19 protein-coding genes are annotated in these 26,348 nt (G+C 70.6%); 14 read left to right on the top strand and 5 right to left on the bottom strand.

Features of this window, described 5'->3' with window-relative positions:
* Window positions 1-99 precede the first annotated feature (99 nt).
* The 7 genes from WMF44_RS27275 to WMF44_RS27245 all read left to right on the top strand — a co-directional run bounded on the left by WMF44_RS27275 (window position 100) and on the right by WMF44_RS27245 (window position 8,037).
* A complete protein-coding gene (locus WMF44_RS27275) occupies window positions 100-807 on the top strand; it encodes a response regulator (protein ID WP_437292963.1) in 708 nt (235 codons plus the stop codon).
* Between the two features lie 177 nt (window positions 808-984).
* Window positions 985-1,761 carry an energy transducer TonB gene (locus WMF44_RS27270; protein WP_437292962.1) on the top strand — a complete coding sequence of 259 codons (777 nt, stop codon included), beginning with the start codon at window positions 985-987 and terminating at the stop codon, window positions 1,759-1,761.
* Between the two features lie 59 nt (window positions 1,762-1,820).
* Window positions 1,821-2,531, top strand: coding sequence for a MotA/TolQ/ExbB proton channel family protein (locus WMF44_RS27265; protein WP_437292961.1), 711 nt, complete (start codon window positions 1,821-1,823; stop codon window positions 2,529-2,531).
* Window positions 2,482-2,943: an ExbD/TolR family protein gene (locus tag WMF44_RS27260; RefSeq protein WP_437292960.1), complete on the top strand. Its 462-nt coding sequence runs from the start codon at window positions 2,482-2,484 to the stop codon at window positions 2,941-2,943. The genes WMF44_RS27265 and WMF44_RS27260 overlap by 50 nt, the downstream gene beginning before the upstream one ends.
* 4 nt (window positions 2,944-2,947) lie before the next feature.
* Complete coding sequence (locus WMF44_RS27255; RefSeq protein ID WP_437292959.1) at window positions 2,948-3,394, top strand: ExbD/TolR family protein; 447 nt, start codon at window positions 2,948-2,950, stop codon at window positions 3,392-3,394.
* Between the two features lie 237 nt (window positions 3,395-3,631).
* Window positions 3,632-6,529 (top strand): carboxypeptidase regulatory-like domain-containing protein, encoded by a 2,898-nt coding sequence (locus WMF44_RS27250; RefSeq protein WP_437292958.1) that lies wholly within the window; start codon window positions 3,632-3,634, stop codon window positions 6,527-6,529.
* 101 nt (window positions 6,530-6,630) lie between these two features.
* On the top strand, window positions 6,631-8,037 hold the full coding sequence (locus WMF44_RS27245; protein ID WP_437292957.1) for a hypothetical protein: 1,407 nt from the start codon (window positions 6,631-6,633) through the stop codon (window positions 8,035-8,037).
* Between the two features lie 128 nt (window positions 8,038-8,165).
* Here the strand turns inward: WMF44_RS27245 and WMF44_RS27240 are convergent, their stop codons facing one another.
* A complete protein-coding gene (locus tag WMF44_RS27240; RefSeq protein ID WP_437292956.1) occupies window positions 8,166-8,813 on the bottom strand; it encodes a hypothetical protein in 648 nt (215 codons plus the stop codon).
* A gap of 206 nt (window positions 8,814-9,019) precedes the next feature.
* Here WMF44_RS27240 and WMF44_RS27235 point away from each other — a divergent pair, with 206 nt between their 5' ends.
* A complete protein-coding gene (locus WMF44_RS27235; RefSeq protein ID WP_437292955.1) occupies window positions 9,020-10,408 on the top strand; it encodes a sigma 54-interacting transcriptional regulator in 1,389 nt (462 codons plus the stop codon).
* A 956-nt stretch (window positions 10,409-11,364) separates the two neighbouring features.
* Complete coding sequence (locus WMF44_RS27230) at window positions 11,365-12,669, top strand: GRAS family protein (protein ID WP_437292954.1); 1,305 nt, start codon at window positions 11,365-11,367, stop codon at window positions 12,667-12,669.
* Window positions 12,670-12,742: 73 nt separating this feature from the next.
* Here WMF44_RS27230 and WMF44_RS27225 read toward each other — a convergent pair whose 3' ends face one another.
* From WMF44_RS27225 to gltB, 3 genes are read right to left on the bottom strand one after another with little or no spacing between them, the layout of a single operon-like run.
* Complete coding sequence (locus tag WMF44_RS27225; protein WP_437292953.1) at window positions 12,743-13,738, bottom strand: MDR/zinc-dependent alcohol dehydrogenase-like family protein; 996 nt, start codon at window positions 13,736-13,738, stop codon at window positions 12,743-12,745.
* A gap of 9 nt (window positions 13,739-13,747) precedes the next feature.
* Window positions 13,748-15,187 carry a glutamate synthase subunit beta gene (locus tag WMF44_RS27220; RefSeq protein ID WP_437292952.1) on the bottom strand — a complete coding sequence of 480 codons (1,440 nt, stop codon included), beginning with the start codon at window positions 15,185-15,187 and terminating at the stop codon, window positions 13,748-13,750.
* Complete coding sequence (gene gltB / locus WMF44_RS27215; protein ID WP_437292951.1) at window positions 15,180-19,787, bottom strand: glutamate synthase large subunit; 4,608 nt, start codon at window positions 19,785-19,787, stop codon at window positions 15,180-15,182. Before gltB ends, WMF44_RS27220 begins: the two co-directional genes overlap by 8 nt.
* A gap of 230 nt (window positions 19,788-20,017) precedes the next feature.
* On the opposite strand from gltB, the gene WMF44_RS27210 reads away from it, so the two are divergent.
* Together WMF44_RS27210 and WMF44_RS27205 are read left to right on the top strand one after the other, a co-directional pair.
* The gene (locus tag WMF44_RS27210; protein ID WP_437292950.1) at window positions 20,018-20,860 is read left to right on the top strand and encodes a metallophosphoesterase family protein; all 843 of its coding nucleotides are present in this window, start codon (window positions 20,018-20,020) and stop codon (window positions 20,858-20,860) included.
* Entirely contained in the window at window positions 20,861-21,601 is a 741-nt protein-coding gene (locus WMF44_RS27205) for a 4'-phosphopantetheinyl transferase family protein (RefSeq protein ID WP_437292949.1), read from the top strand.
* 47 nt (window positions 21,602-21,648) lie between these two features.
* Here WMF44_RS27205 and WMF44_RS27200 read toward each other — a convergent pair whose 3' ends face one another.
* Complete coding sequence (locus tag WMF44_RS27200; RefSeq protein WP_437292948.1) at window positions 21,649-23,265, bottom strand: metallophosphoesterase; 1,617 nt, start codon at window positions 23,263-23,265, stop codon at window positions 21,649-21,651.
* Between the two features lie 276 nt (window positions 23,266-23,541).
* Between WMF44_RS27200 and WMF44_RS27195 the strand changes: the two genes are divergently transcribed.
* Genes WMF44_RS27195 through WMF44_RS27185 form a run of 3 tightly spaced genes read left to right on the top strand, consistent with a single transcriptional unit; the run spans window position 23,542 to window position 26,155 of the window.
* Window positions 23,542-24,780 (top strand): YncE family protein, encoded by a 1,239-nt coding sequence (locus tag WMF44_RS27195; RefSeq protein ID WP_437292947.1) that lies wholly within the window; start codon window positions 23,542-23,544, stop codon window positions 24,778-24,780.
* Window positions 24,777-25,532 (top strand): c-type cytochrome, encoded by a 756-nt coding sequence (locus WMF44_RS27190; RefSeq protein ID WP_437292946.1) that lies wholly within the window; start codon window positions 24,777-24,779, stop codon window positions 25,530-25,532. Before WMF44_RS27195 ends, WMF44_RS27190 begins: the two co-directional genes overlap by 4 nt.
* On the top strand, window positions 25,529-26,155 hold the full coding sequence (locus WMF44_RS27185) for an endonuclease III domain-containing protein (protein ID WP_437292945.1): 627 nt from the start codon (window positions 25,529-25,531) through the stop codon (window positions 26,153-26,155). Before WMF44_RS27190 ends, WMF44_RS27185 begins: the two co-directional genes overlap by 4 nt.
* Window positions 26,156-26,348: the final 193 nt, after the last annotated feature.

Here is a 26,348-nt window from a genome sequence, read left to right as displayed (position 1 = left end):
CCGCGCCTGCGTGCCCGTGCGGTCTTTTCGGGGCCGCACCGCCCTGTTGCGATCCGGTCATCGGTCCGTCACATCGCTCGGGTACACGCGCTCTTCACCATGGCGCGGATTTTGGTCATCGAGGACGAGCCGGCGCTCCAGAAGGTGCTCGATTACAACCTCAGGCAAGCCGGGCATGAGGTGCTTCTCGCGGGGCAGGGCGGTGAAGGGGTCCGGCTGGCCGTGGACCAGCGGCCCGATCTCGTCTTGCTGGATCTCATGCTGCCCGACATCCCGGGGACCGAGGTGTGCCGTGCTCTCCAGCAGAGCGATGGCACCCAGCGGATCCCCCTGATGATCGTGTCGGCGCGCGGGGACGAGGTCGACCGCATCGTCGGCTTCGAGCTCGGCGCCATCGACTACGTCGTCAAACCGTTCAGCGTGCGGGAGCTCGTGCTGCGCGTGCAAGCCGTGCTCCGCCGCGCGAAGTCCTCCGGAGAGGGAGAGCGGAGCATCGAGTTCGGGTGCCTGCGGATCGACGAGGGCGCTCACCGCGTGTGGGTCGAGCGCGAGGAGATCGAGCTGACGCTCCTCGAGTTCAAGCTCCTCGTCGCGCTGTACGAGGCGCGCGAGCGCGTGCAGACGCGCACCGCGCTCCTCGACGGCGTGTGGGGCATCGACGTGAGCATCACGACGAGGACCGTGGACACCCACGTCAAGCGGCTTCGCGACAAGCTGCGCCGCGCCGGCGATTACATCCAGACCGTCCGCGGCATCGGCTATCGATTCGCCGCTTCGCCCGACCTCCCCGAGAGCCGCAGCGCCTGAGCGCCCGGCCGGGCGAGCACGACAATCGTTGCCCCGCCGTCACCGGGCCGCAACGGCAGCCAGTGTACCGTGCAGACGGTGATTCACATGCTGGGCGACATCGTTGAAGCGTGCAGGTCCCTCTCATGAGGTCAGGTGGAGCTCTGGTGTCGTCGCCGGCGTGTGCCGGGAGCCTCGATGTATCTTGAAACGTGGAATGCAGGGGAGGCCGATCCTGAGCGGGCAAAGCGCCTCGCGATCGGGGTTGCGGCAGGGCTGCTGCTGTTCGCGGCCATCGGGCTCGCCGCCGCCCGCCTGAGCGGCGCGATCGCGCATCCTCCGCCCGAAGAGGATGTCGTCGAGGTGAAGCTCGCCACCCAGGTCCCCGAGGCGCCCCCCGTCGCCCCGGCGCCCGCGCCCGCGCCCCCGCCGCCGGCGGCGGAGGCTCCGGCGCCTCGCCCCGCGGCGCCCAGACGCCCGGCGCTCGTCGCGCCGACCGCCGTGCCCAGCGAGGCGCCGGCGGAGGCGGACCCGAGCCAGGCCAAGGCGAGCGACGACGACACCTACGGAGAGCCTGGAGGCGTACCGGGCGGCGTGCCCGGCGGGGTCCCCGGCGGCACGGGGACGGCCGCCGTGGCTGCGCCCGCGCCGCCGCCACCGCCGCCTCCTCCTCCGCAGCCGAAAGGGCCGATTCACCTCCCCGAGAACGCCACGCCGCCTGTCGCGCTCTCCAATTCCCTCCCTCCCATCCCCGAGGGGGCGCGGAGCGCGGGCATAGAAGCCACCGTGGTCGTCAGGTTCGTGGTGACCGAGACCGGCGAGGTCACGAACGTGACCATCGTCCGCGGCCATCCGCTGTTTAACGACGTGGTGCTCGCGACAGTGAAGACGTGGCGCTACCGGCCGGCGATCCACGAGGGGAGGCCGGTGTCGACCTTCAAGACGGTCCGGATCCCGTTCAAGGCGAAGAGATGACGTCGAGCGCGCGGCCGCGGACGCGGCCTCTCGCGCGAGGAACGAAGGAGGTTGTAACCATGATGCAGTTTGATCTCGGGCACATCTGGGCGACCATGGGGCTTTTGAGCAAGCTCGTCGCGTTCGCCCTCGTGCTCATGGCGCTGGCGAGCGTCGCCGTCGTGGTGGAGCGGCTCATCGCGCTCGCGCGTCAGGCGTCGGAGACCCGGCGCTTCGCGAGGGAGGCGCGCCCCGTGATGGAGGCCTGGGACACCGCGCGGCTCGTCTCGATCGCCGACGGTTATGGACGCTCCGCGCTGGCCCGGCTCGTCGGTGCGGCCGTGCGCCGCTTCCAGCGCGCCGTCGAGGCCGGCGACGGCGGCGTGCCGCCGGTGGAGCTCGCGCGCCGCGAGGTGTCGCGGCGCCGGGAGGCGATCTCCGCCGACCTGCGCCGCGGCCTGTCGGTGCTCGCGACGGTCGGCTCGGTGGCCCCGTTCGTCGGGCTGCTCGGCACCGTCATCGGCATCATCACGGCCTTCCAGACCATCGCCTCGACCGGCTCGGGCGGCCTCGGCGCCGTGAGCGCCGGCATCGCCGAGGCGCTCATCGTCACCGCGCTCGGGCTCGGGGTCGCCATCCCGGCGGTGCTTTGCTTCAACTACCTCACCACCCGGATCGCCGCGGTGGAGCTCGCGCTCGAGCGCAGCGCGGGTGAGCTCATCGACGAGATGGAGAACGAACATGGGCGTTCGAGCGGAGAGCGGTCGCTCGGGTCGGCAGCAGCCGCCTGAGCCGGAGATCAACGTCACGCCGCTCGTCGACGTGGTGCTCGTGCTCCTCATCATCTTCATGGTGATCGCGCCCCAGATGGAGCACGGCGAGCGGGTCGAGCTCCCGGCGGTGTTTCAGCCGGATCCGAAGTCGAAATCGAAGCTCGATCCGATCTACGTGACGATCACCGGCGCAGGCACCATGTTCCTCGAGAAGGAGGCCGTCGCCGACCTCGGCGCGCTCGGCGAGCGGCTGCGGGCCATCCGCGCCGCCGAGCCGGAGCGCCGGGTGGTCATCAAGGGCGACTCCTCGGTGCGGTACGGCCGCGTCCGGGAGGCCTTCGCGCTGTGCCAGGAGGTCGGGTTCGCCGGGATCTCGCTGCAGGTGAGCCAGCGGGGCGGCGGGGCGTCCGCGGCGCCGGAGGAGGGATAGCGCCGTGGGGATGAGCGTTCCGCAGGGCGGAGGCAGCGGAGGGAAGACGCGCGGCGTCGCGCCGAGCATGAACGTGACGCCGCTCGTCGACGTGGTGCTCGTACTCCTCATCATCTTCATGGTCGTGACGCCGCTGCTCGCCAAGCAGCTCTGGCTGAACCTGCCCAAGAAGGACGACACCGCGAAGCTCGCGCCGCCTCCCATCGACGCCGACAAGCCCGTGGTGCTCACGGTGGATCAGCGCGGCGTCCTCCGCATCAACCAGGCCGAGGTGCAGCGCGGCGAGCTGAAGGAGCGGCTCGCGCGCATCTTCGCGGCGCGCTCGGACAACGTTCTTTACTTCGACGCGGATGACGAGGCCGTCTACGCGGTCGCCGTGGAGGCCATGGACGCCGCGCGCATGGGCGGGGCCAAGACGATCGCCGTCCTGACGGAGAAGCCCGCGCGCTGAGCCAGGGCAGAGGCCCGATGAGGTGAAGTCGAGGCGCGCGGGAGCCGCCGCCGCGTCGCTCGAGCGCGCGGGCGCGGCGGGGTGCACGGGAGAGGGCGCGAGGTGGCCCTCCGCTCTCCTCATCAGACGGGCGCGCGTGCGCCCGGCCATCGAATCGAGAGTCGCGCCCGGGCTCGGAGCGCGCGAAGGGACAGGTGCATGAGTCGCAGAAGGATCTCGGGGGTAGTCGCAGCGCTGGTGACACCGCTTTGCTGGGGGGCCACGGCCCTCGCGCAGGGCGACCCCGGAGCCGCCGCGCCGCAGCCAGACGGCGCGGCGCCTCAGGCCGGCGGTCCTGCGGCGGAGGACGTCGCGGGGCTCGACGAGCCGAGCCCGTCGCGCCCGCCGCCCGCGGGGAAAGGCGTGGTGTGGGGCGTCGTCACCGACACCGCCACGAAAGAGCCCTTGCTCGACGCCCAGGTGTCCGTCGTGGGGACGAAGCTCAAGGCGATCGCGGACCTCGACGGGCGGTATCGCCTGGAACTCCCGCCGGGCACCCATCAGCTGCGCGTCTGGTACGAGGCGCACAAGCCGCAGCGCGTGCAGGACGTACGTGTGACGGCCGGGCAGGTGGTCCAGGTCGATGTCGGCCTCGATCCCGATCAGCAGACAGAGGAGGTCATCGAGGTCGAGTTCGAGCCGGAGCGGGCGAGCGTCGCGGCGCAGCTGCTCATCCGGAAGAACGCGGCCCACGTGGGCGACGCCGTGGGCGCGAAGGAGATCGCGAGGACACCCGATCGCAACGCCGCCGAGGCCGCGAAGCGCATCGTCGGCGCGACCGTTGTCGACAACAGGTACGTCTACGTCCGCGGCCTGGGAGAGCGCTACACGAACGCGCTCCTGAACGGCGCCCCCCTGCCGAGCCCCGAGCCCGACCGGCAGGCCGTCCCGCTGGACCTCTTCCCGTCGCTGGTCCTCAGCGACATCACCGTCGTGAAGACGTTCACGCCCGATCTCCCCGGCGACTTCGCGGGCGGCTCGGTCCAGGTCAACACGCGCGAGCTCCCGACGAAGTTCCTCTTCCAGGCATCGCTGTCGCTCGGGCTGAACAGCCAGGCGACGTTCCGCGATCGCCTGACCTACGCCGGATCGGGCACCGACTGGCTCGGGATCGACGGCGGTGTGCGCGCGCTTCCCAGCGAGATCCCCGACTACAAGGTGGTGCGGCTCGGCTCCAAGCCGGGCGGTGGCACCATCACGAGGGACGAGATGACGGCCTATGGGCGGGCGATCAACTCGTCGATGGTGACGACGCGGTCGTTCACCCCGCCGAACGGGAGCGGCAGCGTGGTCGTCGGCGACACCCTGAAGCTCGGCGGCGAGCAGCGCCTCGGTTACATCGCCACCCTGAGCTATGGCCGGAAGTTCGCTCCGCGCGCTGAAGAGCGCACGAGGAAATTCGATCCCGATCCTCTGGGCGGCGAGCCCGTACCCAACGCCGACACCAGCACCGGGAGCATCCGTGACCAGGTGTCCTGGGGCGCGTTCGCCAGCGCCACCTACAACCCGGATCAGAACCACAAGGTGACGATCACCGGGCTCCACAGCCGCTCGTCCGAGGACCTGGCCAGCGAGATCAGCGGGAACCCTCTGGACGGCAGCAGCGCGTTTCGCGACACACAGCAGCGGTTCATCTCCCGCGCCCTCACCTTGGGTCAGCTCCAGGGAGAGCACCGCTTCGGAGCGCTGGACGGCGGTACCCTCGATTGGAAGGCGTCCATCTCCGGCGCGTCCTCGGACGAGCCCGATACGAGGGAGACCGTCTACATCAGGGACGATACGAGCGGAGCCTTCTCGTGGGACGAGGGCACGCTGAGCGGCGCCCACTTCTTCAGCGACATGACCGACGTGAACTACGGCGGGCAGCTCTCCTATACCCAGCCTCTCGTCCGTGGGGACACTCCGACCCGGCTGAAGCTGGGCGGTCTGTTCAACCTCCGAGAGCGCGAGTTCAACGCGCGCCGGTTCCGGTTCAAGCAGCGTCCGGGCTCGGATCCGACGATCTTCCGCCAGGAGCCGGGTCAGCTGTTCTCGGACGAGAACATCGGTACGGCGCTCGAGCTGGAGGAGATCACGCGCGAGACCGACTCCTACACGGCGAACAGCGATCTCTACGCCGGTTACGTGATGACGGACGCCGCCATCACACGATGGCTCCGCGCGGTGCTCGGCGCCCGGATCGAGGCCTCCACGCTGTCGCTTAGGGCGTTCGACAGGTACTCCCCGGCAAGCCCGGAGATCAAGGAAGAGAGCGACAAGGTCGATCTCTTGCCTGCGGCCAACGTAATCGTCAAGGCGAGCTCGATCTCGAATGTCAGGCTCGGCGTATCCAGGACGCTGGCGCGACCCCAGCTCCGCGAGCTCAGCCCGACCTTGTATCAGGAGGGATACAGCGGGATGGAGGCGAAAGGCAATCCGGAGCTCGGGCGGACGAGCGTCGTGAACGTTGATCTCCGCTTCGAGATCTTCCCGACGGCCGGCGAGGTGGCGGCGGTCAGCATCTTTTACAAGCACTTCCAGGATCCGATCGAGGAGATCATCGTCCCGAACAGCGGCAGGGGCAGGCTCAGCTACGTGAACGGAGAAGCCGGTTATGTCGCCGGGATCGAGCTCGAGCTCAGGAAGGGCCTGGGCTTCATCACCCCGCTCCTGAAGGAGGTCACGGCGCTCGGAAACCTCACGTTCGTGCAGTCGGAAGTGACGATCGATCCCGATGACAACGAGGGAGGGGTCACCATCGAGAGCACCCCGACGCACCCTCTTCAGGGGCAATCCCCCTTCGTGGTGAACCTGGGGCTCGACTACGCCAGAGAGTCGACCGGCACGAGCGCCCGGCTCCTCTACAACGTGTTCGGCGCCCGGCTCAAGCGGGTGGGTCGCAACGGGCTGAAGGACGAGTACGAGCAGCCGCGGCACCAGATCGACCTGACCGTGGCCCAGCGCCTCGGCGAGCACGTCGAGCTGAAGCTGGCCGGTGAGAACCTCATCGATGCGCCCGTCCGCGTCACCCAGGGGAAAGCGGACGATGAGGACAAGATCGTCAGCCAGTACAGTGTCGGAACGACTGTGACGTTGAGCGCAGCGTTCACCTACTGAGCACCTGCCATTGAATCGTCACGCCGCGCTCGTCACGAGTTTTCCTACATGCGCCATGTTGGGGGAGGAGGTAGAATAAATTGCGTACATTCAAATTGGGCTTGGTTTGCGCCTCGGCGCTCTCCGTCGCGGCGTTCGCCGCGTGCGGCGATGACGACTCGGTCTCCCCGACCTCGACAAGCACCTCGTCCGCGAGCAGCTCCGCCAGCGGCGGTGACGGTGGTGGTGGCGGCGAGGGCGGCGGTGGCGAAGGCGGCGGTGGTGGCGACGTCAGCGCCGATTGCTCCTCCCCGGTGGAGGTCAGCGAGGCGATCACCGCCAGCACGACGTGGACCGCCGACAAGTGCTACCTCATGAAGGGGATCCTCTTTGTCGAGCGCGGCGCGACCCTGACCATCGAGCCCGGCACGAAGATCATGGGCGAGAAGGTGAGCCTCGCCACGCTCGTCGTGAAGCCCGGCGCCAAGATCAACGCCAAGGGCACGGCGAGCAAGCCCATCGTGCTCACGAGCCAGGGCGAGGAGGGCGATCGCGCCGCTGGCGACTGGGGCGGCGTCATCCTGCTCGGCGAGGCGCCCGTCAACGTCGAAGGCGGCAAGGCCAGCGTCGAGGGCATCACCGGCGAAGGCACGGAGTACGGCGGCGACAAGCCCGCGGACAGCAGCGGTGTCCTCGAGTACGTGCGCATCGAGTACAGCGGGATCCTCCTCTCCCAGGACAACGAGGTCAACGGCCTCACCTTCGCCGGCGTGGGCTCCGGGACGACCGTCGATCACGTGATGGTGCACCACACGCTCGACGATTGCTTCGAGTTCTTCGGCGGCACCGTCAACGCGAAGCACCTCATCTGCGCGCAGAACGGCGACGACGGCTTCGACTTCGACCTCGGCTACACCGGCAAGCTCCAGTTCCTCGCGCTCCAGCAGGACCCGTCCGTGGCCGACGAGACGAACGGCTTCGAGGGCGACAACGACGCCGACTCGTCGGCCAACACGCCCCTCAGCGAGCCGACGATCTACAACGCGACCCTGTGCGGCAAGAACAAGGAGGTCGACAAGCAGCAGTACGGCATGCTGCTCCGCCGCTCGACGAAGGCCCACGTCTTCAACACCATCGTGACCGGCTTCGAGGCGGGGGTGGATCTCCGGAACGAGCTCACCGAGGTCGAGCTCGCGAGCTCGATCTTCTTCGGCAACATCGAGGCGAACATCGCCTACGAAGAGACCGACACCGAGGCGGCGACCGAGTCGAAGCTCGACGACGACGACGACGCTGGCACGGACGAGGTCGCGTGGTTCGAGGGCGAGGCGACCAACAGCACCGAGGATCCTGGGCTCGCCGACTGCTTCGCCGCCACGCCCGACTTCCGGCCCGAGGCCACGCTCACCGAGAACGCGGCGACCCCGCCGGATGACGGCTTCTTCGACCCGGAGGCGAGCTACATCGGCGCCTTCAAGGCCGATGACACCTGGGCGACGGGCGCCTGGGTCTCGTTCGACGCGAACTGACGCGGCGCCGTCCGCGTCGGCCCTCCGCGATGCGGCGGGCGGACAGGATCCGTGGCGAGAGAAATGACGAAGGCCGGCTCTTCAGCCGGCCTTTATCGTCTCTGGTGTCACGACTCCGCCGCAGGCGCTCAGCGCACCCGCGGCGTGAACCCGGACACACTGCTGCGATGCTCGCTGCATACGCCTCGCGCGTCCGCGGTCTCCTTGAATGACACCCTTCCGCACACCTCGCAGATGCACAGGTGTGCGCGATAGAACTCCCGGTCGAGCAGGATGTCGGCGGCGAGCAAACTGAGCACAATGTCGCCGAGGAAGTCGATCTCGCGCGGCGAAGCGACCCAGACGGGACGGCCGCCGACCGCCGCCCGGCGGACCCTGCCCCCGTAGATCGCCGCGTTCAGGAATCGATCGTCGGCGACGGGCGCGATCAGCCCCCGGAGGGCCGTGATGACGCGCCCGCGGGCCTTGTGGATGAGCTCCTCGAGGTTGCTGCCGCCGTCGGCCCGGGGATCGAGCATGACGGGCGTTGCGCCGGGCTCGCGCACGATCTGGGGGCGCTTCATCAGGCCCGGGGTCACGAGGTGGTCCACGAACCACTCCTGGAGGTCCTTGGGCGTCCACTCGGACGCCGGCCACTCCAGGAACTCGAGAGCGCCGCGGAGGCCGCTGATGCTCTGGAGGCCGGGGTGGGTGGGGAGGCTCGGCAGGGTGCGGGATGTGTGCAGACGCCGGGACGAGCGGCGGCTCGCCTCCTCGATGTTGCGGCCGGATCCCATGTTCACCTCGAGGGCAGACCCCCGGTCCCGATGGATGCGAGCTCTTGCAGAGGCCACCATGCCGAGGGAACAAGCACAACTTGTGCCGAACCTGGCGAACGGGGCGACCTGGATTTGCTGGGAGTTCTGCCCAGAGAGCCTTCGCAGGCCGTTGGGATGGCCGGCCACTGGCCGGCCAGGTTCTTCAACGGGTAAGATTGTGCCCGATGGACCACTCCACCGTCCGCGTCTCGGTTTCACCGGAGCCCTCGGTCGCCGAGCCTGTCCCCGGCATCGTGCTGATCTTCTCGGGGGATCAGCCGCGCTGCGCTCCCATCCCGCTGGATCGTGGCTCCGTGGTGGTGGGTCGCGGAGGCGTCGGCGGCGTGCCGCTCATGGACGACTCGCTCATGTCGCGGCGACACGCCCGCATCGCGTACGACGGCGGCGCCTGGACCGTGGAGGACCTCGGCAGCACCAACGGGACGTCGGTCAACGGCGAGCCCATCCGCGGCGAGGTGCGGAGGGACGCGATCCAGGTCGTCGGCGCGGGGACGTCGGTGTTCCTCGCGCTCAGCGACATCCGGAGCTTCGCGCGCGGGGGCGTGCGCCTCGAAAAGGAGAGCGTCCTCGGGCCGAGGCTGCAGCTGATTTACGACACGATCATCCGCGCCGCGGCCGGGGGAGACAGCCTCCTCGTGACGGGCGAGAGCGGCACGGGCAAAGAGCTCGCGGCGCGCGCCTACCACGAGGCGGGCCCGCAGGCGCGCGGCCCGTTCGTCGCCGTCAACTGCGCGGCCATCCCGGAGGGCCTGGCGGAGCGGCTCCTCTTCGGCGCCAGGCGCGGCGCTTACTCCGGCGCGACGCACGACACCGACGGCTATGTGCAGGCCGCCCACGGAGGCACGCTCTTCCTCGACGAGGTGGCGGAGCTCGACGCGGCCGTCCAGGCGAAGCTGCTGCGGACGATCGACACCCGGCAGGTCCTCGAGCTCGGCGCGGTCGCGCCTCGCCCGGTGCAGATCCGGATCTGCGCGGCGACACACGACCTCCGCGCCCGCGTCGCCCAGGGCCGCTTCCGGGATGATCTCTACTACCGTATCGGCCGGCCCGAGGTCCGGCTCCCGCCCCTCCGCGAGCGGACCGAGGAGATCCCGTGGCTGTTCGCGCAATGCGCAAAGGCGGTCGGCGCGGCCGCTCAAAGCGCGCCGCCCGCGATTCACCATTCGATGATCATCGCGTGCGCGATGCGCCGATGGCCGGGGAATCTGCGCGAGTTCGTCGGCGAGGCGCGGCGCGCCGTGACGCGCGCGCTCGACGAGGGGCGGCGCACGGTCGAGGCCAAGGATCTGGATCCGCTCGCCGGCGTCGGGCTGAGCCCGGAGGCGGTCGAGCCGCAGGCCCGGCCGACGGCGAGCGATGTTCGACCGGCGCGCGCAGGCCAGGCGCCGCCCGAAGACGAGATCGCCGAGGCGCTTCGCCTCGAGCGAGGCAATGTGTCTCGCGCGGCCATCCGGCTCGGAGTGCACAGGAATCGAATTCGACGCTGGCTCGAGAAGAATGGCGTCGATCGCTCCCACTTCGCCGAGGGAAGCGACGTGTCCGATAACGACTGAACCGCTGGCGCCCGCCGTCGCATGCACAGGTGCAGGAGTGCGTCAATGGTGCCGCCGCGTCGCCGGAGAGCGCTCGTCCTCCGGCTGCGTTGCGATGACGAAGTCGCTCCCGGCGTAGGCTGCTGAGCCCGATGGGGCGGTCGTTCCATACATCACCTCCAGCAAACGCTCTGCTCTTTCCGAAGGCCTGAAGGCCGTCGCGGCGCTGTTTCTCGGGCAGGGGAGCGCCCGATCGTCGCAGGGTTGCCTCCATCTGGCGACGCAACGTGGGCTCGATCGACCGAACGGCCATGTATAGGGACTTTACAGAGCTGATTATGCGGGTTGTAATGTGGTGTGTAAGCCCCGTCTCCAGCGAGGTGCTGTCACGACCACGGTCAACTCAACGAGTCCGGCGCGTGCTCGCCAGGTCGGAGCCCACGATGCGCCCTGAAGAGACCATCGGTGAAGTGTTCCGTGGCCCGTGCGTCGCGCGCGGCCTGCGCCATCGAGGCCGCGCTCCTCGCGATCCGCGCGCGCCGCGGCCGGCGGGGCTTCCGCCTGCGGCGCGATCACGCGCGCCTCGCGGGACGCCTACGAGTGCCTACGTCTGTCGCCAGAAGACAGGCTCGGACGGCGCGCGGAACACGAGGACGGGGGCGCGACGCACAATGACGATCTTGGACTTGACCGGGCGGGCGGCTTCATCGATGTACAAAGAGTTGTCTGTCGGGTCTCCCTGCGAGCTCAGGTCGCGTCACGGGTGGGCGCCGCGCTTCGCGGCCTCGCCGCGGGCGCGCGGCCGCCGAGCGCCTGCCCCTTGCTCGCCGTCGGGCTCTCCCTCAGCGACATGTGCAAACATTGAAACCCCTGGCTCCTGCGAGGTGGTCGACGTCATGCGTTCTCGCCTGAAATCGGCTGCCCGCGGAGAGCCCAGCCAGGACGGCGGGCTGCCTGGTTGAACAGCCCTGGACACCATGAACGCGATCCGTAGACACGAATCGGCCGAAGAGGCGCCTCTTAGCCTGCGAGCGCACATCGAGGGGCCCACCAGCTCGACCGCGTCCAGCCCAGGGCAGCAGCCGAGCTCGGGGACCCGCCAAACCCACTCGCGTCGCCGCCCGTTCCTGAGCCGCCTCCTGGCGGCGGGCGAGGCGATCGACGCGGGGGATACCGAGCGCGCGAGGGCCCTCATCGAGGGCATCCTGCGGGCCGAGCCCGATACGGGGGACGCGTCCGAGCGCATCTCTGGCGTGTTTGGCCGGGCGCTGCTCGCCCGCCTGGACGGAGATCGCTCCGGCGACGGGAATCTGTACCTGCGCAGCGCCGGGCCGCGGGACATGCTCGCGGCGTTTCAGCTGCTCGTCCACGCGACGCCGCTCATCCGGTTCGGCTACCTCAGCGCGAACGCGGCCATCGTCGAGGCGTTCCAGGACGAAGGGGAGATCCATGTCATCGACATCGGCGTTGGCGGCGGTACGCAGTGGCCATTCCTGCTACACCGGCTGGCGACGCGGCCCGGCGGCCCGCCGCGGGTCCGGCTGACCGGCATCGATCTGCCGTGCCGGGGCCCCGATCCCGAGCAGCGGTTGCGCTGGGCGGGCGCGTTCATCGGGGGGTGGGCGGAGCGGCTGAAGGTCCCCTTCGAGTTCCACGGCGTCGCGTCCTCGGTGGAGCGCGTCGACTGGAGCCGTATCGCGTCCCGCTCCACGGCGCCCATCGCGGTCAATGCGGCGTTCGCATTGCACCACGTGCCGGATGCCTCGGTGCACGCCACCGCGAACCGCGACACCATCCTCACGAGGATCCGCGCGCTGTCGCCGCGCGTGCTGACGCTCGTCGAGCCGGATGTGGAGCACAACGCACATCAATTCCTCCCGAGGCTGTCGGAGGCGATCGGCCACTACTACGCGGTATTCCAGGCGCTCGAGGCGCTGCTCCCGCCGCACATCGCCGCGCGGGAGACCATCGAGCAGGTCTTCTTCGGGCAGGAGGTGATGAACGTGGTGGTGGGCGAGGGGGCCGCGCGGGTCGAGCGGCACGAGCGCCGGGGCGCCTGGCAGCGCCGCCTCCGCATGAACGGCTTCGAGCCGCTCCGCGTCTCGCCGCACGAGTCGCTGGTCCGCGGAGCGCTCCGCCTGAGCCAGGGGTTCGACGTCCGGAGCGACGAGCCCGCGCTCCTGCTCATGCGCAACGGCGTGTCCATCGTGGCCGCGTCGGCGTGGCGTCCGCGGCAGCTCCCGCCGCCATCGCGGTTCATGTCCGGCCTGTTCCGCCGCTAGGAGCGCCGCACAGCGCAGGTGCGCCCATAACGCACGACCGGACGAGCTGACCGAGCTGACCAGCGCGCGGAGCTCAGCGGGTGACGAGCACCTTGAGGGCGCCGGGCGCCGCGGCGGCCGTCAGCGCCTCTGCGGCGCGCTCCAGCGGGAGTCGCGCCGACACGAGGGAGCGGACGTCGACGGCCCGGGCCTCGAGGGCGCGCAGCGCTGGCCCGAACAGCCCGCAGCGCGACCCGACGACGGTGATCTCGTTGATGACGAGCTCCGCGAGGTGGACGCTGGAGAGCCCGGCCACCGTGCTCTTGAGCACGAGCGTGCCCCTGGGCCGGGTCGCGCGGACGGCCCGCACGAACCCCTCGGCGGTGCCTGTGGCCTCGACCACCAGCTCAGCCGGATCTCCGGCCCAGGCGCCCAGAGGCGGCGAGGCACCGGCGTCGGGCTGGCCCGAGGGCCCCGGGCGAACGAGCTCGGTCGCGATGCCCTGCGCGCGCAGCAGGGCGAGCTTCTCCTCGTGTTTGCCGACCGCGAGGACGCGGGCGCCAGCCTGGTGGAGGACCTGCGCGATGAGCAGGCCGAGCTTGCCGTCGCCGAACACGAGCGCCGACGCGCCCGGCGACACGCGCACCTGCTCCAGGATCGCGAACGCCGCCGCGAGCGGCTCCGCGAACACCGCCTCCTCGTCGTCGACCCCGTCGGCCACGGCGTGGAGGTTCGCCACGGGCACCGCGACGCGCTCCGCCAGCGCGCCGTCGGCGCCGACGATGCCCATGACCGTGCGCGTCGGGCAGTGCCTGCCCAGCCCGCGCGCGCAGCTCTCGCAGCGGCCGCATGCGAAGTTGATCTCGCCCACCACGCGGCGGCCGAGCCAGGCGGCCGGGCCCTCCACGACATCGCCGACGAACTCGTGCCCGAGCGTGCCGCGGAAGCCCATGTAACCTTGGATGATCTCGAGATCCGTGTTGCAGATCCCGGCGCACCGCACCTCGACCACGGCCATGCCGGCCGTGGTCGAGGGGGGGTCGCGGTCGATGACGCGCGCGGCCGTTCCGTCCCAGACCAGCGCTCGCACGGTCGAGCTCTAGCCCGCCGCAAGCGCCAGCCGGCGCTTCGCCGGCTGCATCAGGTACGCGTCGACCGCGTCCGCGGCCTTGCGCCCCTCGGCGATGGCCCAGACGACGAGGCTCTGTCCGCGCGACATGTCGCCGGCGGCGAAGACGCCCTCCACGCTGGTGCGCCCGCCGTGGGCCTTCACGTTGCCGCGCTGGTCCATCTCGACGCCGAGCTGCTCGAGCAGCCCCTCGCGCTCGGAGCCGACGAAGCCCATCGCGAGCAGGACGAGCTCGCACGGGATCTCGAACTCGCTCCCCGGGACCGGCGCGAACTTCCCGCCTTCCAGCTTCACCCGCGTCGCCTGGAGCGCGCGGACGTGGCCGTGCTCGTCCCCGAGGAACGCGGTGGTCGACACCGACCAGTCGCGCTCGCCGCCCTCCTCGTGGGAGGACGAGGTGCGGAGGATGAGCGGCCACGCGGGCCACGGGTTCGTCAGCGAGCGCTGCTCGGGGGGGCGGGGGAGGAGCTCGAGCTGCGTCACGTGCGCCGCGCGGTGGCGGTGGCTCGTGCCGAGGCAGTCGGAGCCGGTGTCGCCGCCGCCGATGACGACCACCCGCTTGTCCGTGGCGAAGATCGCCTCGCTGTCGGGGATCACGTCGCCGGCGACCCGCTTGTTCTGCTGGGTCAGGAAATCCATCGCGAAGTGGACGCCCTTCAGCTCCCGGCCGGGCACCGGCAGGTCGCGCGGCCGGCGCGCCCCGCCGCACAGCACGACGGCGTCGTACTGCTCGCGCAGGGCGTCGCCGGTGATGTCGACGCCGCAGTGGACGCCCGTGCGGAACGTCACCCCCTCGGCCTGCATCTGCTCCATGCGCCGGTCGATGAGGTGCTTCTCCATCTTGAAGTCGGGGATGCCGTACCGGAGCAGGCCGCCGATGCGGTCGTCGCGCTCGAAGAGCGTCACGTCGTGGCCCTTGCGCGCGAGCTGCTGGGCAGCAGCGAGCCCGGCGGGCCCCGAGCCGACCACCGCGACCTTCTTGCCCGTGCGCTGCTTCGCGATGACCGGCACAACCAGGTTCCGGTCGAACGCGCGATCCGCGATCGCGCGCTCGACGTTCTTGATGGTGACCGGCTTGCTCTCGATGTTCAGAACGCACCCCGCCTCGCAAGGCGCGGGGCACACGCGCCCGGTGAACTCGGGGAAGTTGTTCGTCGCGTCGAGCGACGCGATCGCCTCGGGGAGGCGATCGCGGAACATGTGATCGTTCCAGTCGGGGATCAGGTTCCCGAGCGGACACCCGTCGTGACAGAACGGGATGCCGCAGTCCATGCACCGCGCTGCCTGATCGCGCAGCTCGGCGTCGGGGACCGGGAGCTCGAACTCCTGCCAGTCGTTCAAACGCTCGGAGACGGGCCGCTTCTTGATGTCGACCCGCTGGATCTCGAGGAAGCCTCGTACCTTACCCATGGGCGGCCGACCTCTCTCCCGTGCTCAGGGGACCCGCGTTGGCGGGGATGTAACGTCCAGTGGAAACATAGGGGGTGGAAGGAGAAAGGAGAGACACGAGCCTGTCGGACCCGTCCGCTCCGTTCGTCGCGGGCGACGCCGCGGCCTCCAGGGCGCGGCGGTACTCGCTCGGGACGACCTTCACGAACTTCGACAGGACGGCCTGCCAGGACTCGAGCAGCTCGATCGCCTTCCGGCTGCCCGTGCGCCGCACGTGCTCCTCGAGCAGCGCCCGCACCGACTCGGCGTCGGCGGCGGTCATCGTCTCGAGCTGCACCATCTCCTTGTTGCAGCGCGCCTCGAAGAGCGCGTCCTCGTCGAAGACGTAGGCGAGCCCGCCGCTCATGCCGGCCCCGAAGTTGCGGCCGGTGGTGCCGAGGATGATCACGGTGCCGCCCGTCATGTACTCGCAGCCGTGGTCGCCCACGCCCTCGACGACGGTGGTGGCCCCGCTGTTCCGGACCGCGAAGCGCTCGCCCGCGCGGCCGTTGAAGAACGCGCGGCCGCCCGTCGCGCCGTACAGCACGACGTTGCCCACGATGACCTGATCGTCCGGCCGGAACGGCGCTTCGCGCGGCGGCCGCACCGCGACCACGCCGCCCGAGAGGCCCTTGCCGACGTAGTCGTTCGCGTCGCCTTCGAGCTCGAGGGTCATGCCCCGCGAGGCGAAGGCGCCGAAGCTCTGGCCCGCGCTGCCGGCGCACTTGACCACGATGCTGTCCTCGGGGAGCCCGGCGCTGCCGTGGCGGCGCGCGATCTCGCCGCTCAGCATCGCGCCGAGCGTCCGATCCGAGTTCTTGACGCGGGTCTCGATGACGACGGGCGCCCCGCCGTCGATCGTCGCGCGCGCCTTCTCGATGAGCTTGAGGTCGAGCACCCGGTCGAGCTTGTGGTCCTGCAGCTCCACGCAGTGGGTCGGGCTCGTGAGCGCCTCCTTCGGGCGGTACAGCACCTCGGAGCAGTCGATCTTCCTCGCCTTCGGGTGGAGCCCGGCGCTCCGCTGCACGATGCAGTCGGAGCGCCCGACCATCTCGGTCAGCGTGCGGAAGCCCAGGCGCGCCATGATCTGCCGGAGCTCCTCGGCCACGTAGAAGAAGAAGTTGATGACGTGCTCCGGCGCGCCCGTGAACTTCTTGCGGAGCTCGGGGTCCTGCGTGGCGATGCCGACCGGGCAGGTGTTGAGGTGGCACTTGCGCATCATGATGCAGCCGGTCGCGACCAGCGGCGCCGTGGAGAAGCCGAACTCCTCGGCGCCGAGCAGCGCGGCGAACGCGACGTCGCGGCCCGTCATCAGCTTGCCGTCGGTCTGCACGATGGCGCGGCCGCGGAGCCCGTTCATCACGAGCACCTGGTGCGCCTCGGCGAGGCCGAGCTCCCACGCGACGCCCGCGTGGTGGATCGACGTAAGCGGGGAGGCGCCGGTGCCGCCCGAGTCGCCGCTGATCAGCACCACGTCGGCGTGCGCCTTCACGACGCCCGCGGCGATCGTGCCGACGCCCGCCTCGGCGACGAGCTTCACGCTGATGCGCGCCTTCGAGTTGATGTTCTTCAGGTCGAAGATGAGCTGCGCGAGATCCTCGATCGAGTAGATGTCGTGGTGCGGCGGCGGCGAGATGAGCGTCACGCCGGGCGTCGAGTGGCGCACCTTCGCGATCACCGCGTCGACCTTGTGGCCCGGGAGTTGGCCGCCCTCGCCGGGCTTGGCCCCCTGCGCCATCTTGATCTGCAGCTCGTCGGCGTTCACGAGGTACTCGGCCGTGACGCCGAACCGCGCCGAGGCGACCTGCTTCACCGCGCTCCGCTTCGAGTCGCCGTTCGGCAGCCGGAGGAAGCGCACCGGGTCCTCGCCGCCCTCGCCGGTGTTCGACCGCGCGCCGATCCGGTTCATCGCGATCGCGAGCGTCTCGTGCGCCTCCTTCGAGATGCTCCCGAAGGACATGGCGCCCGTGGCGAAGCGCTTCACGATCGAGGCGGCGGGCTCGACCTCCTCGATCGGCACCGGCGGGCCCGCGGGCCTGAAGTCCCACAGGCCGCGGAGCGACATCGGGTGCTCCTGCTGCTCGTTGATGATGGAGGCGTACTCGGCGTAGCTCTTCGCGTCGTCGAGGCGGACCGCCCGCTGGAGCGACGCGATCGACTGCGGCGTCCAGAGGTGCCGCTCGCCGGACACGCGGAAGTGGTGGTGGCCGCCGACGTCGAGGTGCGCGCGCGCCCGCTCGCCGTAGGCCGCGTGGTGGCGCGCGAGCGCCTCCTCCGCGATCTCGCGCAGCCCGACGCCGCGGACGCGCGACGCCGTGCCGGTGAAGTACGCGTCGATGACGAGCTGATCGATGCCGATCGCCTCGAAGATCTGCGCGCCCTGGTAGCTGGAGAGCGCGCTGATCCCCATCTTCGACATGATCTTCAGGATGCCCTTCTTGAGCCCCTTCACGTACCGCGAGCCCGCCGCGGTCGGCGAGAGGTCGGCGCCGAGGGTCTTGTCGCGGCACATCGCCGCGATCGACTCGAACGCGAGGTACGGGTTCACCGCGCCGGCGCCGTAGCCGATGAGCAGCGCGATGTGGCCGACCTCGCGCGCCTCGCCGGTCTCGACGATGATGCCCGCGCGCGTGCGCGCCCCCTCGTTGATGAGGTGGTGGTGCACGGCGCCCACCGCGAGCAGGCTCGGGATGGGGGCGAGCGTCTCGTCGATGCCGCGGTCGCTGAGGATGAGGATGCTCGCGCCGTCGGCGATCGCGCGGCTCGCGTCCTTGCAGAGCTTCGCGAGCGCGGCGCGCAGGTTGTCCTCCGGGTCGCCGTCGACCGGGAAGTACATGGGCAGCGTGGCCGCGCGGAAGTCGGGGAAGACGTTCTTCCGCAGCTTCGACAGGTCGTCCTGCGTGAGGATCGGGTGCGGCAGCTCGAGCATCCGGCACTGGCGGGGCGTCTCCTCGAGGAGGTTGCCCTCGCCGCCGACGCAGCTCACGAGCGACATCACGATCTCCTCGCGGAGCGGGTCGATCGGCGGGTTCGTGACCTGCGCGAACAGCTGCTTGAAGTAGCGGAAGAGCAGCTGGGGCTTCTCGGAGAGCACGGCGAGCGGGATGTCGATGCCCATCGAGCCCACCGGCTCCTCGCCGAGGGTGGCCATCGGCCCGAGGATCATCCGCAGGTCCTCCTCGGTGTAGCCGAACGCCTGCTGCAGGCCCCGGAGGTCCGCGTGCGGGATGGTGTAGAGGCTCGGCACGTCCTCGAGGGCGCGCAGATCGATCTTGTTCTCGGCGACCCACGCCGCGTAGGGCTTCTGCGTCGCGACGCGGCGCTTGATCTCGTCGTCGCTGACGACGCGACCCTCGGTCGTGTCGACGAGGAACATCTTGCCCGGCTGGAGGCGCCCCTTCTGGATCACGCGCGCCGGCTCGATGTCGAGGACGCCGAACTCGCTCGCGAGCACGACGAGCCCGTCGCTCGTCACGACGTACTTCGCGGGGCGCAGCCCGTTCCGGTCGAGCGTCGCGCCGATCAGCCGTCCGTCCGTGAAGCACAGCGCCGCGGGGCCGTCCCACGGCTCGATCAGACAGCCGTGGTACTCGTAGAACGCCTTCTTCTCGGCCGACATGTCCGGGTCGAGCGCCCAGGCCTCGGGCACGAGCATCATCATCACGTGGGGCAGCGAGCGGCCGCTCGCGAGCAGGAAGTCGACCACGTTGTCGAGCGCGGACGAGTCGGAGCCGCCCGGGCGGATGATCGGCTTGAAGTCCTCGATCGCGTTCGCGAAGACATCGCTCTTCAGCAGCGCCTCGCGCGCCGACATCCACGCGGTGTTGCCGCGCACGGTGTTGATCTCGCCGTTGTGCGCGATGACCCGGTACGGGTGCGCGCGCTCCCACGTGGGGAAGGTGTTCGTGGAGAAGCGCGAGTGCACCATCGCGAGCCGCGACACGGTGCGCTTGTCGGACAGATCGGGGTAGAACGCCGCGACCTGCTCCGCGAGCATCAGGCCCTTGTAGACGACCGTCCGCGACGAGCACGACGTGATGTAGAAGTCGTCGGCGTTGGCGGCGCGGCCGGCGCGCTTGCGGATCGCATACAGGACCTGCTCGAAGGACTGGCGCGGCGCGACCCTGCCGATGAACAGCTGGCGGATCGCGGGGCGCGAGTCACGCGCGGTCGGGCCGATCGCCGCGTCGTCGATGGGGACGTCGCGCCAGCCGAGGACGCGCTGTCCGTGGTGCACGACCGCGGCCTCGAGGATCGCCTCGCACTGGCGGCGCCGCGACGGGAGCTGGGAGAAGAACGCCGTCGCGACGGCGTAGTCGCCGGGAGCAGGCAGCGCGATGCCAAGGGCGGCCAGGGACGTGGCGTACAGCTCGTGCGGGATCTGGAGGAGGACGCCCGCGCCATCGCCGGTGCAGGGGTCGCAGCCAGCGGCGCCGCGATGGGTTAGATTTTCGAGGATCTCGAGCGCTTGGCAAACGACCTCGTGCGTCGCTTCACGGCGGAGCGTGGCGACGAATCCGAGACCGCATGCGTCGTGTTCGAAAGCCGGATCGTAAAGACCTTGTCGTTGGGGCAGAGGCATGGTGCTGACTTCACACGCGCGTAGCACAGATGGCACAAGGATTGGAGCCCTAGTTTAATGCGGCGCGCCAGGAGCCGCGGAACCGGGCCCAAAATGGGGGAGGGCAGTCGCCTTGCCCCGGGGACCGCTCCGCCCGGCGGCGGCGCTCGGCAGTGGACGCCCGTCGTCGGCCGTGGTGTGGGTGGGGGCGGCCGGCTCGCCGGTCCGGCCCCCGGCGGCGCGGTATTCGGATGAAGCTCTTCGCACTCAGCGATCTCCACGTCGGGTATGCGGAGAACCGGTGGGCCATCGAGCGCATGACGCCGCGGCCGAGCGACTGGCTCATCCTCGCCGGTGATCTCGGGGAGACGGAGCAGCACCTCATCTACGTCCTCGAGACCCTGGGTCCGCGGTTCAAGCGGCTCGTGTGGACGCCGGGCAACCACGAGCTCTATACGATGCCGAGTGAGCGCGGCGGCCCGCGCGGCCAGGCCCGGTACGAGCGGCTGGTCGAGCTGTGTCGGAGCCGCGGCGTGCTCACGCCGGAGGACCCCTACGCGATCTGGGACGGCGAGGGCGGACCGCACGTGCTGGCGCCGATGTTCCTGCTCTACGACTACAGCTTCCGGCCGGACGGCGTGCCCGAGCGCGACGCGGTGGCGTGGGCGATGGAGAGCGGCGTCCTCTGCAGCGACGAGGAGCTGCTCGACCCGGCCCCCTACGCGAGCCGGCCCGCGTGGTGCCGGGCCCGCCTCGCCGCGACGGAGGCCCGCCTCGGCGCGATCGAGGGGCGCCCCACGGTGCTCATCAACCACTTCCCGCTGCGCGAAGAGCTCGTGCGGCTGCGGCACATCCCGCGTTTCTCGATCTGGTGCGGGACGCGGCGCACGCACGACTGGCACACGCGGTTCCGCGCGCGGGTGGTCGTGTCAGGGCACCTCCACATCCCCCGCACCGACTGGATCGACGGTGTTCGTTTCGAGGAGGTGTCGTTCGGATACCCGCGCCAGCGGCCCGTCGAGCGCAGCGCCGACAGCTGTCTTCGGGAGATCCTGCCGGGCCCTGCAGGCGCGGCGCCGCCGAGGATGATGTAGATGCTCACGATCGGCCCCGGCGCCGCGCACCTCTGGTACGTCTTCTGCGACTCGGCTCGCGACGAGGCGTTGCTCGAGGCGTACCACCGGCTGATGGCGCCTGACGAGGCGGCGCAGCAGGCGCGCTTCCTGTTCGCCGAGAACCGGCACGAGTACCTGCTCACCCGCGCCCTCGTGCGCACGGTCCTCTCGAAGTACGCGAACGTCGCGCCCGAGGCGTGGTCGTTCGTCCGGAACGAGTTCGGCCGCCCGCAGATCGCCGGACCTCCGGGCGTGCCGCCGATCCGGTTCAACCTGTCGAACACGCGGGGGCTGATCGCCTGCCTGGTCGCGCTGGATCGCGACGTGGGCGTCGACGTCGAGGACACCGAGCGCGCGAGCGGCGCGGTGGACATCGCCGATCGCTTCTTCTCGCCGGGCGAGGTGAGGGCGCTGCGCGCGCTGCCGCCGGAGAGGCAGCGCGCGCGCTTCTTCGAGTACTGGACGCTCAAGGAGTCGTACATCAAGGCGCGCGGGATGGGGCTCGCGATCCCGCTCGATCAGTTCTCGTTCCACCTGGACGATGGCCCTTCGATCGGCATCTCGTTCGATCCTCGGCTCGGCGACGACCGCTCGGCCTGGCAGTTCGCGCTCTACCAGCCCTCGGCGCGGCACACGATGGCCGCCGCGATCCGCAGCGGGGGCGGACCCCCGCTGTCGATCGAGCTGCGGGAGACGGTGCCGCTGCGCGACGGCGGATGAGCGACGGCCGGGGCCGCCCGCGCGAGGCCGGCGCGCGGCGCGCGAGGTCAGTCGGGCCGCGCGATCGAGAGCTCGACGTTGCGCCACGAGGGCTCTCCGCGGCCGTCGTCGCCGAAGCCGGAGGTGACGTCCACGACGGCCCGGCGGCGCCCTTCGGCGGCGATCGGGTCGTCGTCGACGGCGTAGTCGAGGGCGGCGCCCCGGATGGCGAGGAAGCCGTTGTCCTCGTCCCAGATCTCGATGACGCGGACCTGATGGGGGTAGTCGGCGAGCGCTGAGGTCTCGAGCTCCCAGTACGCGTGCCCGCCGGCTGGAGAGACCCGGGTCACCCGGTGCACGTGGGTGTGTCCGGCGAGGTGGAGCAGGACGTTGTCGTAGCCGCCGACGAGCGACTGCCACGCATCGACGTCGATCGCGCCGGGCACGGCGGGGGTGCCCGTCGCGGCGAAGGAGCCGTCCCCGAGCGAGCGCGACGCGTGGTGGGACGTGAGGATGACCCACCTGCGCTCGCGCTTCGCGCGGTCGAGCGCGGGACGGATGAACCGATCGACGTCGTCCTGGAGGATCACGCCGTTCGGCCCGCCCGTCTCGGCGGCCGTATCGAGCACGATGACGCGAAGGGGGGTGTCCTTCATGTCGAACTCGTAGAACGCCTTGCCGTACGCGCGCTCGTCGGGCCCGATCCCGTGCCCGTCGCCGGTCGCCGCGACCCGATCGAGCACCTCGGGGCGGCTCAGGAGCGCTCTCCTCGGGTCGGGGACGACCTCGCCCGTGATCACCGGAGCGCCGGGGAGAGACCAGTCGCGCGTCCCGCCGTCCGACCAGCTCCCCGTCGCGAGCTCGGCGCGCGTGTGCACCGGGAAGTTCCCCTGGTGCAGGACATCGTGGTTGCCGGTCACCCATCGCCAGGGCACGAGCAGCCCCTCGGCGAAGAACGGATCCTTGGGATCGTTGTCGGGGCCTGGCTCGGGATCGTCGTCAGCGCCCGAGTCGCACTCGACGCGCTCGGCGCCGTCGAGGATGGCCGAGAACCACGCGATCTCGTTCGTCTGCGCGCTGTCGGCGTTGTCGCCGCCGAGCAGGACGAAGTCGATCGGCGCGCTGCGATGGAGCGCGTTGATCGTGCGGACGGCGGCGTTGAGGATCCGGCACTCGTGCCCTTCCTGCGGGCGGAACGCCGACGCGAACACGCCGGGCGAGTCGAAGATCGCCAGCCGAGCGGGCGACTCGTCGTCCGCGAGCTGGGTGTCGGCGAGGTGGACGAACCTCGTCAGGAGCGTCGGCCGCTCGCCGCGCGGCGGTGGAGGGGTGTCGTCGAGCGTCGCCGGGGCGAGCGGCTGCCCCGGCCCGCCCTCGAGCTCGCCGTAGCCCTCCGCGAGCATCTGCTCGATCTCCGCCGGGACCGCGGGGTTCCTGTCCGGCGGATCGGCCACCGCGGCGCGCGGCGCCCAGGTGCGAGCGGTCGTCAGCGGCGCGCCGCTGAGCGCTGGCAGCGGGACCGGCGCAGGGAGCGGCGCCGGAGCGATGGACTCCTCCCCGGCGCACGCCGCGAGCGCGAGGGACGCAAGGAAGAAGCGCGCCGCGGGGCGACCTGGGCGCGCTCGCGCGATCCTCCGCCGACCGGGCTCCCATGTTGCGATGCCCACCGCTCGTGTCTGGCTCATCGCTTCCTTACATGACAACACCACAGCGCCCGATCAAGAAATGTTCACTCGAGCGGTAGCGCTGCCGTTGGGGGCCGGCGCCGACCGAGGAAGAGAGAGCGCAGAACGCGCGTAGTACGTCCCACATCGCGCCGCGCGGCGGCGGACGTCGGCCGAGCGTCACGTCGAGGCGTACGAGCGAGCCGAGCCATGGTAGGGCGGAGCCGCCGGCCGGCGCGCCGGCGGCTGCTAGGATGCGGCGCGTCCGAGCCGGAGGCGCTCGTCTCGAGGTCATCTATGGTCATTTCGCGATTCCTGGGTTGCGCGCTCGCGGCGGCGATGCTGGTGAGCTGCAGCGATCCCGAGCCCGTCATCGAATACCGCTACAGGGCCTACGAAGGCGACGCGTATCCGGACCGACTCCCCGAGATCACGATTCCGGAGGGCGGGATGGGGCTCGTGAGCGATAGCCTCTCCGATACGATCTCTCTCGTCTCGCTCGCGACCGGGGAGCGGTTCGGCGTCCACCCCGTGGGCCGCGATCCCGTGACGATCGACGGGCCTCACCATGTGGCCGTGGACGCCGAGGGCGGCGCCGTCTACGTCGCGCTGTCGTACCCTGACATCGCCGGCGCGATCGGCCCCCACGCGGTGCACGGCGGGAGCGTGGTGGCGGGCTACGTCCAGAAGCTCGCGCTCGACGATCTGCGCATCCTCGGGCAGGTGCGCGTCGAGGCCAACCCGGGCGATATCGTGATCTCGGAGGACGGCAAGCGCGTGGTCGTCTCTCATTTCGATCTGAAACGCGTGCTCGACAACCCGGGCGACGCCGAGGCGGCGCGCTCGTCCCTCGCGGTGATCGATCCCGAGGAGGTCCTGCTCTCGGGGTCGCCCGAGCCGGAGTTCATCCCGGTCTGCATGGCCGCCCACGGAATCGCCCTCTCGCGCCCGGACGGCGCCCGCGCCTACGTCGCTTGTTACGGTGAGGACGTGCTCGCGATCGTCGACCTGACGGACCCTTCCGCCGAGGTGAAGCGCGTGCCGGTGGGGTCCACCTCCAGCCCGTCGCCCCATGCCAACAACTACGGGCCCTACGCCGCCGTCATGTCGCCCGATGGGAAGACCATCGCCGTGAGCAGCACGGAGAGCAGGGACGTGCGCTTCTTCGACGTCGCGTCGGAGACGTTCGACGATTCCCGGAAGATCCTCACGATCGGCGCGCCCTACTTCCCCGCGTGGACCCCCGACGGGAGCGCCATCTATGTGCCGACCCAGGTGCCCGACACCATCGTGAGGATCGGCGTGACCGCGGACGACGACGGCGTCGTCACCCGGAACATCGCCGACGAATGCATGCGGCCGCACCTCGCGCAGCTCGACGAGGAGCACGGGCTCTTCCTCGTCTGCGAGGGCGACAGGAGCGCGACGCCCGGCAGGGTGCTCCGGCTCGATCCAGAGACGCTGGAGACGCTCAGCGACACGGAGGTGGGCCTCTATCCCGACGGGCTCGTGCGCGTCGCGCCGGAGGCGCCGTGAGGGCGCCCGTCAGCCTTGCGGCCGCGCTCGCGTGCGCGGCGCTCCTCTGCGGCTGTCCGGGTGATCCCGAGACGAAGGTCGTCGACGCGACGGCCGTCGACCACGGCGCGGCGCTCTTCCGGGACCCGTCGATCGCGGAGACGCGCTTCAATCGCTATTCCTGCGCGACGTGCCATGAAGCTGTCGCCGGCGACGCGGGCGACGCCATGCTCCCGGGCGCCCCGCTGGCCGGCGCCGTCGAGCGCCCGCATTACTGGGGCGGGCAAGAGGTCGAGCTCCTCGGCGCGATCAACCATTGCCTCTATTACTTCATGACGAAGGACCTGCCCTGGACGGCGGACGACGACGCCGCGCAGGCGATCTATGCCTACCTGGAGTCGCTGCCCGGCGATGCAGGCGCGGCCGAGGCCGTCCCCTTCACGCCGGTCTACGAGCTGAGCCAGATCCCGGCTGGCGACGCGGCCGCGGGCGGGCGCATCCACGAGCGCGCCTGCGCCTCGTGCCACGGGCGCGCCCATTCGGGGGAAGGCCGGCTCGTGGCGCGGGCGCCGGCGCTGCCCGACAAGACGCTGGAGGAGCACCCGCTCGGCGAGTACACGGAGGCCGACCGGCGGCTGGTCTTCATCGAGAAGGTCCGGCACGGCGGGTTCGTCGGCTACGGCGGGCAGATGCCGCCTTTCTCGCGCGAGGTCCTCTCCGATGAAGAGCTCGGCGATCTGCTCTCGTTCTACGGGCTGCCCTGGCCGCCGTGAAGCGCGCCGAGAAAGCCGCGAGGATCGCCGAGATCCTCGACCGATTGTACCCGGCCCCGCCCATTCCGCTGGCCCACGACGATCCGTATTCGCTGCTCGTCGCGGTGATGCTCAGCGCCCAGACGACGGACAAGATGGTCAACGCGGTGATACCGGCGCTCCTCGCGCGCGCCCGGACGCCCGCGGCCATGGCGGCGGTGCCCACCGAGGAGATCGCCCAGCTCATCCGGAGGATCGGGTTCGCGCCCACCAAGGCGCGGCACCTGAAGGCGCTGAGCGAGCGGATCGCGACCGAGCACGGCGGCGTCGTCCCCGCCTCGTTCGAGGCCCTGGAGGCCCTCCCGGGGGTCGGTCACAAGACGGCCTCGGTGGTCATGGCGCAGGCCTTCGGCCACCCCGCCTTCCCGGTCGATACCCACATTCACCGGCTCGCGTTCCGCTGGGGGCTGTCGTCCGGAAGGGACGTCGTCGAGACGGAGCGCGACCTGAAGCGCACGTTCCCGCCCGAGCAGTGGAACAAGCTCCACCTGCAGCTCATCTACTTCGGCCGCGAGCACTGCCCGGCGCTGCGCCACGACATGACCGGCTGCCCCATCTGCAGCTGGGCCGCCCGCCGACGATGATCGCGGCGCCCGGCGGCCGCCGACGACGGGGGCGGGTACAACGCCGCCGGAGCGGCTGGCAGGCTATCGAGGCGGCGCGTTTCCGTCAAGCAGGGTGCAACGTCCCGGCGAGCTCATGAGCGTGACCACCGCCCGCCGCGCTGCGGCGCGAGGCGGCCGGGCGCGGTCGTGTGCGGGTGTGCGGTTCCCGGTC

This window comes from Sorangium sp. So ce426, from assembly GCF_051475585.1.
In the GTDB taxonomy this organism is placed as follows: Bacteria; Myxococcota_A; Polyangia; order Polyangiales; family Polyangiaceae; genus Sorangium; species Sorangium cellulosum_B.
The sequence above is the reverse complement of the archived record's forward strand: the minus strand, read 5'-3'. Positions and strand labels throughout refer to the sequence as shown.

What these genes read in the sequence shown, in the direction of transcription:
- WMF44_RS27210 (WP_437292950.1), top strand. Translation starts at nt 20,018, where the DNA reads ATGAAGCTCTTCGCACTCAGCGATCTCCACGTCGGGTATGCGGAGAAC.
- WMF44_RS27275 (WP_437292963.1), top strand. Translation starts at nt 100, where the DNA reads ATGGCGCGGATTTTGGTCATCGAGGACGAGCCGGCGCTCCAGAAGGTG.
- WMF44_RS27230 (WP_437292954.1), top strand. Translation starts at nt 11,365, where the DNA reads ATGAACGCGATCCGTAGACACGAATCGGCCGAAGAGGCGCCTCTTAGC.
- WMF44_RS27240 (WP_437292956.1), bottom strand. Translation starts at nt 8,813, where the DNA reads ATGGGATCCGGCCGCAACATCGAGGAGGCGAGCCGCCGCTCGTCCCGG.
- WMF44_RS27205 (WP_437292949.1), top strand. Translation starts at nt 20,861, where the DNA reads ATGCTCACGATCGGCCCCGGCGCCGCGCACCTCTGGTACGTCTTCTGC.
- WMF44_RS27220 (WP_437292952.1), bottom strand. Translation starts at nt 15,187, where the DNA reads ATGGGTAAGGTACGAGGCTTCCTCGAGATCCAGCGGGTCGACATCAAG.
- WMF44_RS27260 (WP_437292960.1), top strand. Translation starts at nt 2,482, where the DNA reads ATGGGCGTTCGAGCGGAGAGCGGTCGCTCGGGTCGGCAGCAGCCGCCT.
- WMF44_RS27200 (WP_437292948.1), bottom strand. Translation starts at nt 23,265, where the DNA reads ATGAGCCAGACACGAGCGGTGGGCATCGCAACATGGGAGCCCGGTCGG.
- WMF44_RS27235 (WP_437292955.1), top strand. Translation starts at nt 9,020, where the DNA reads ATGGACCACTCCACCGTCCGCGTCTCGGTTTCACCGGAGCCCTCGGTC.
- gltB (WP_437292951.1), bottom strand. Translation starts at nt 19,787, where the DNA reads ATGCCTCTGCCCCAACGACAAGGTCTTTACGATCCGGCTTTCGAACAC.
- WMF44_RS27270 (WP_437292962.1), top strand. Translation starts at nt 985, where the DNA reads ATGTATCTTGAAACGTGGAATGCAGGGGAGGCCGATCCTGAGCGGGCA.
- WMF44_RS27195 (WP_437292947.1), top strand. Translation starts at nt 23,542, where the DNA reads ATGGTCATTTCGCGATTCCTGGGTTGCGCGCTCGCGGCGGCGATGCTG.
- WMF44_RS27265 (WP_437292961.1), top strand. Translation starts at nt 1,821, where the DNA reads ATGATGCAGTTTGATCTCGGGCACATCTGGGCGACCATGGGGCTTTTG.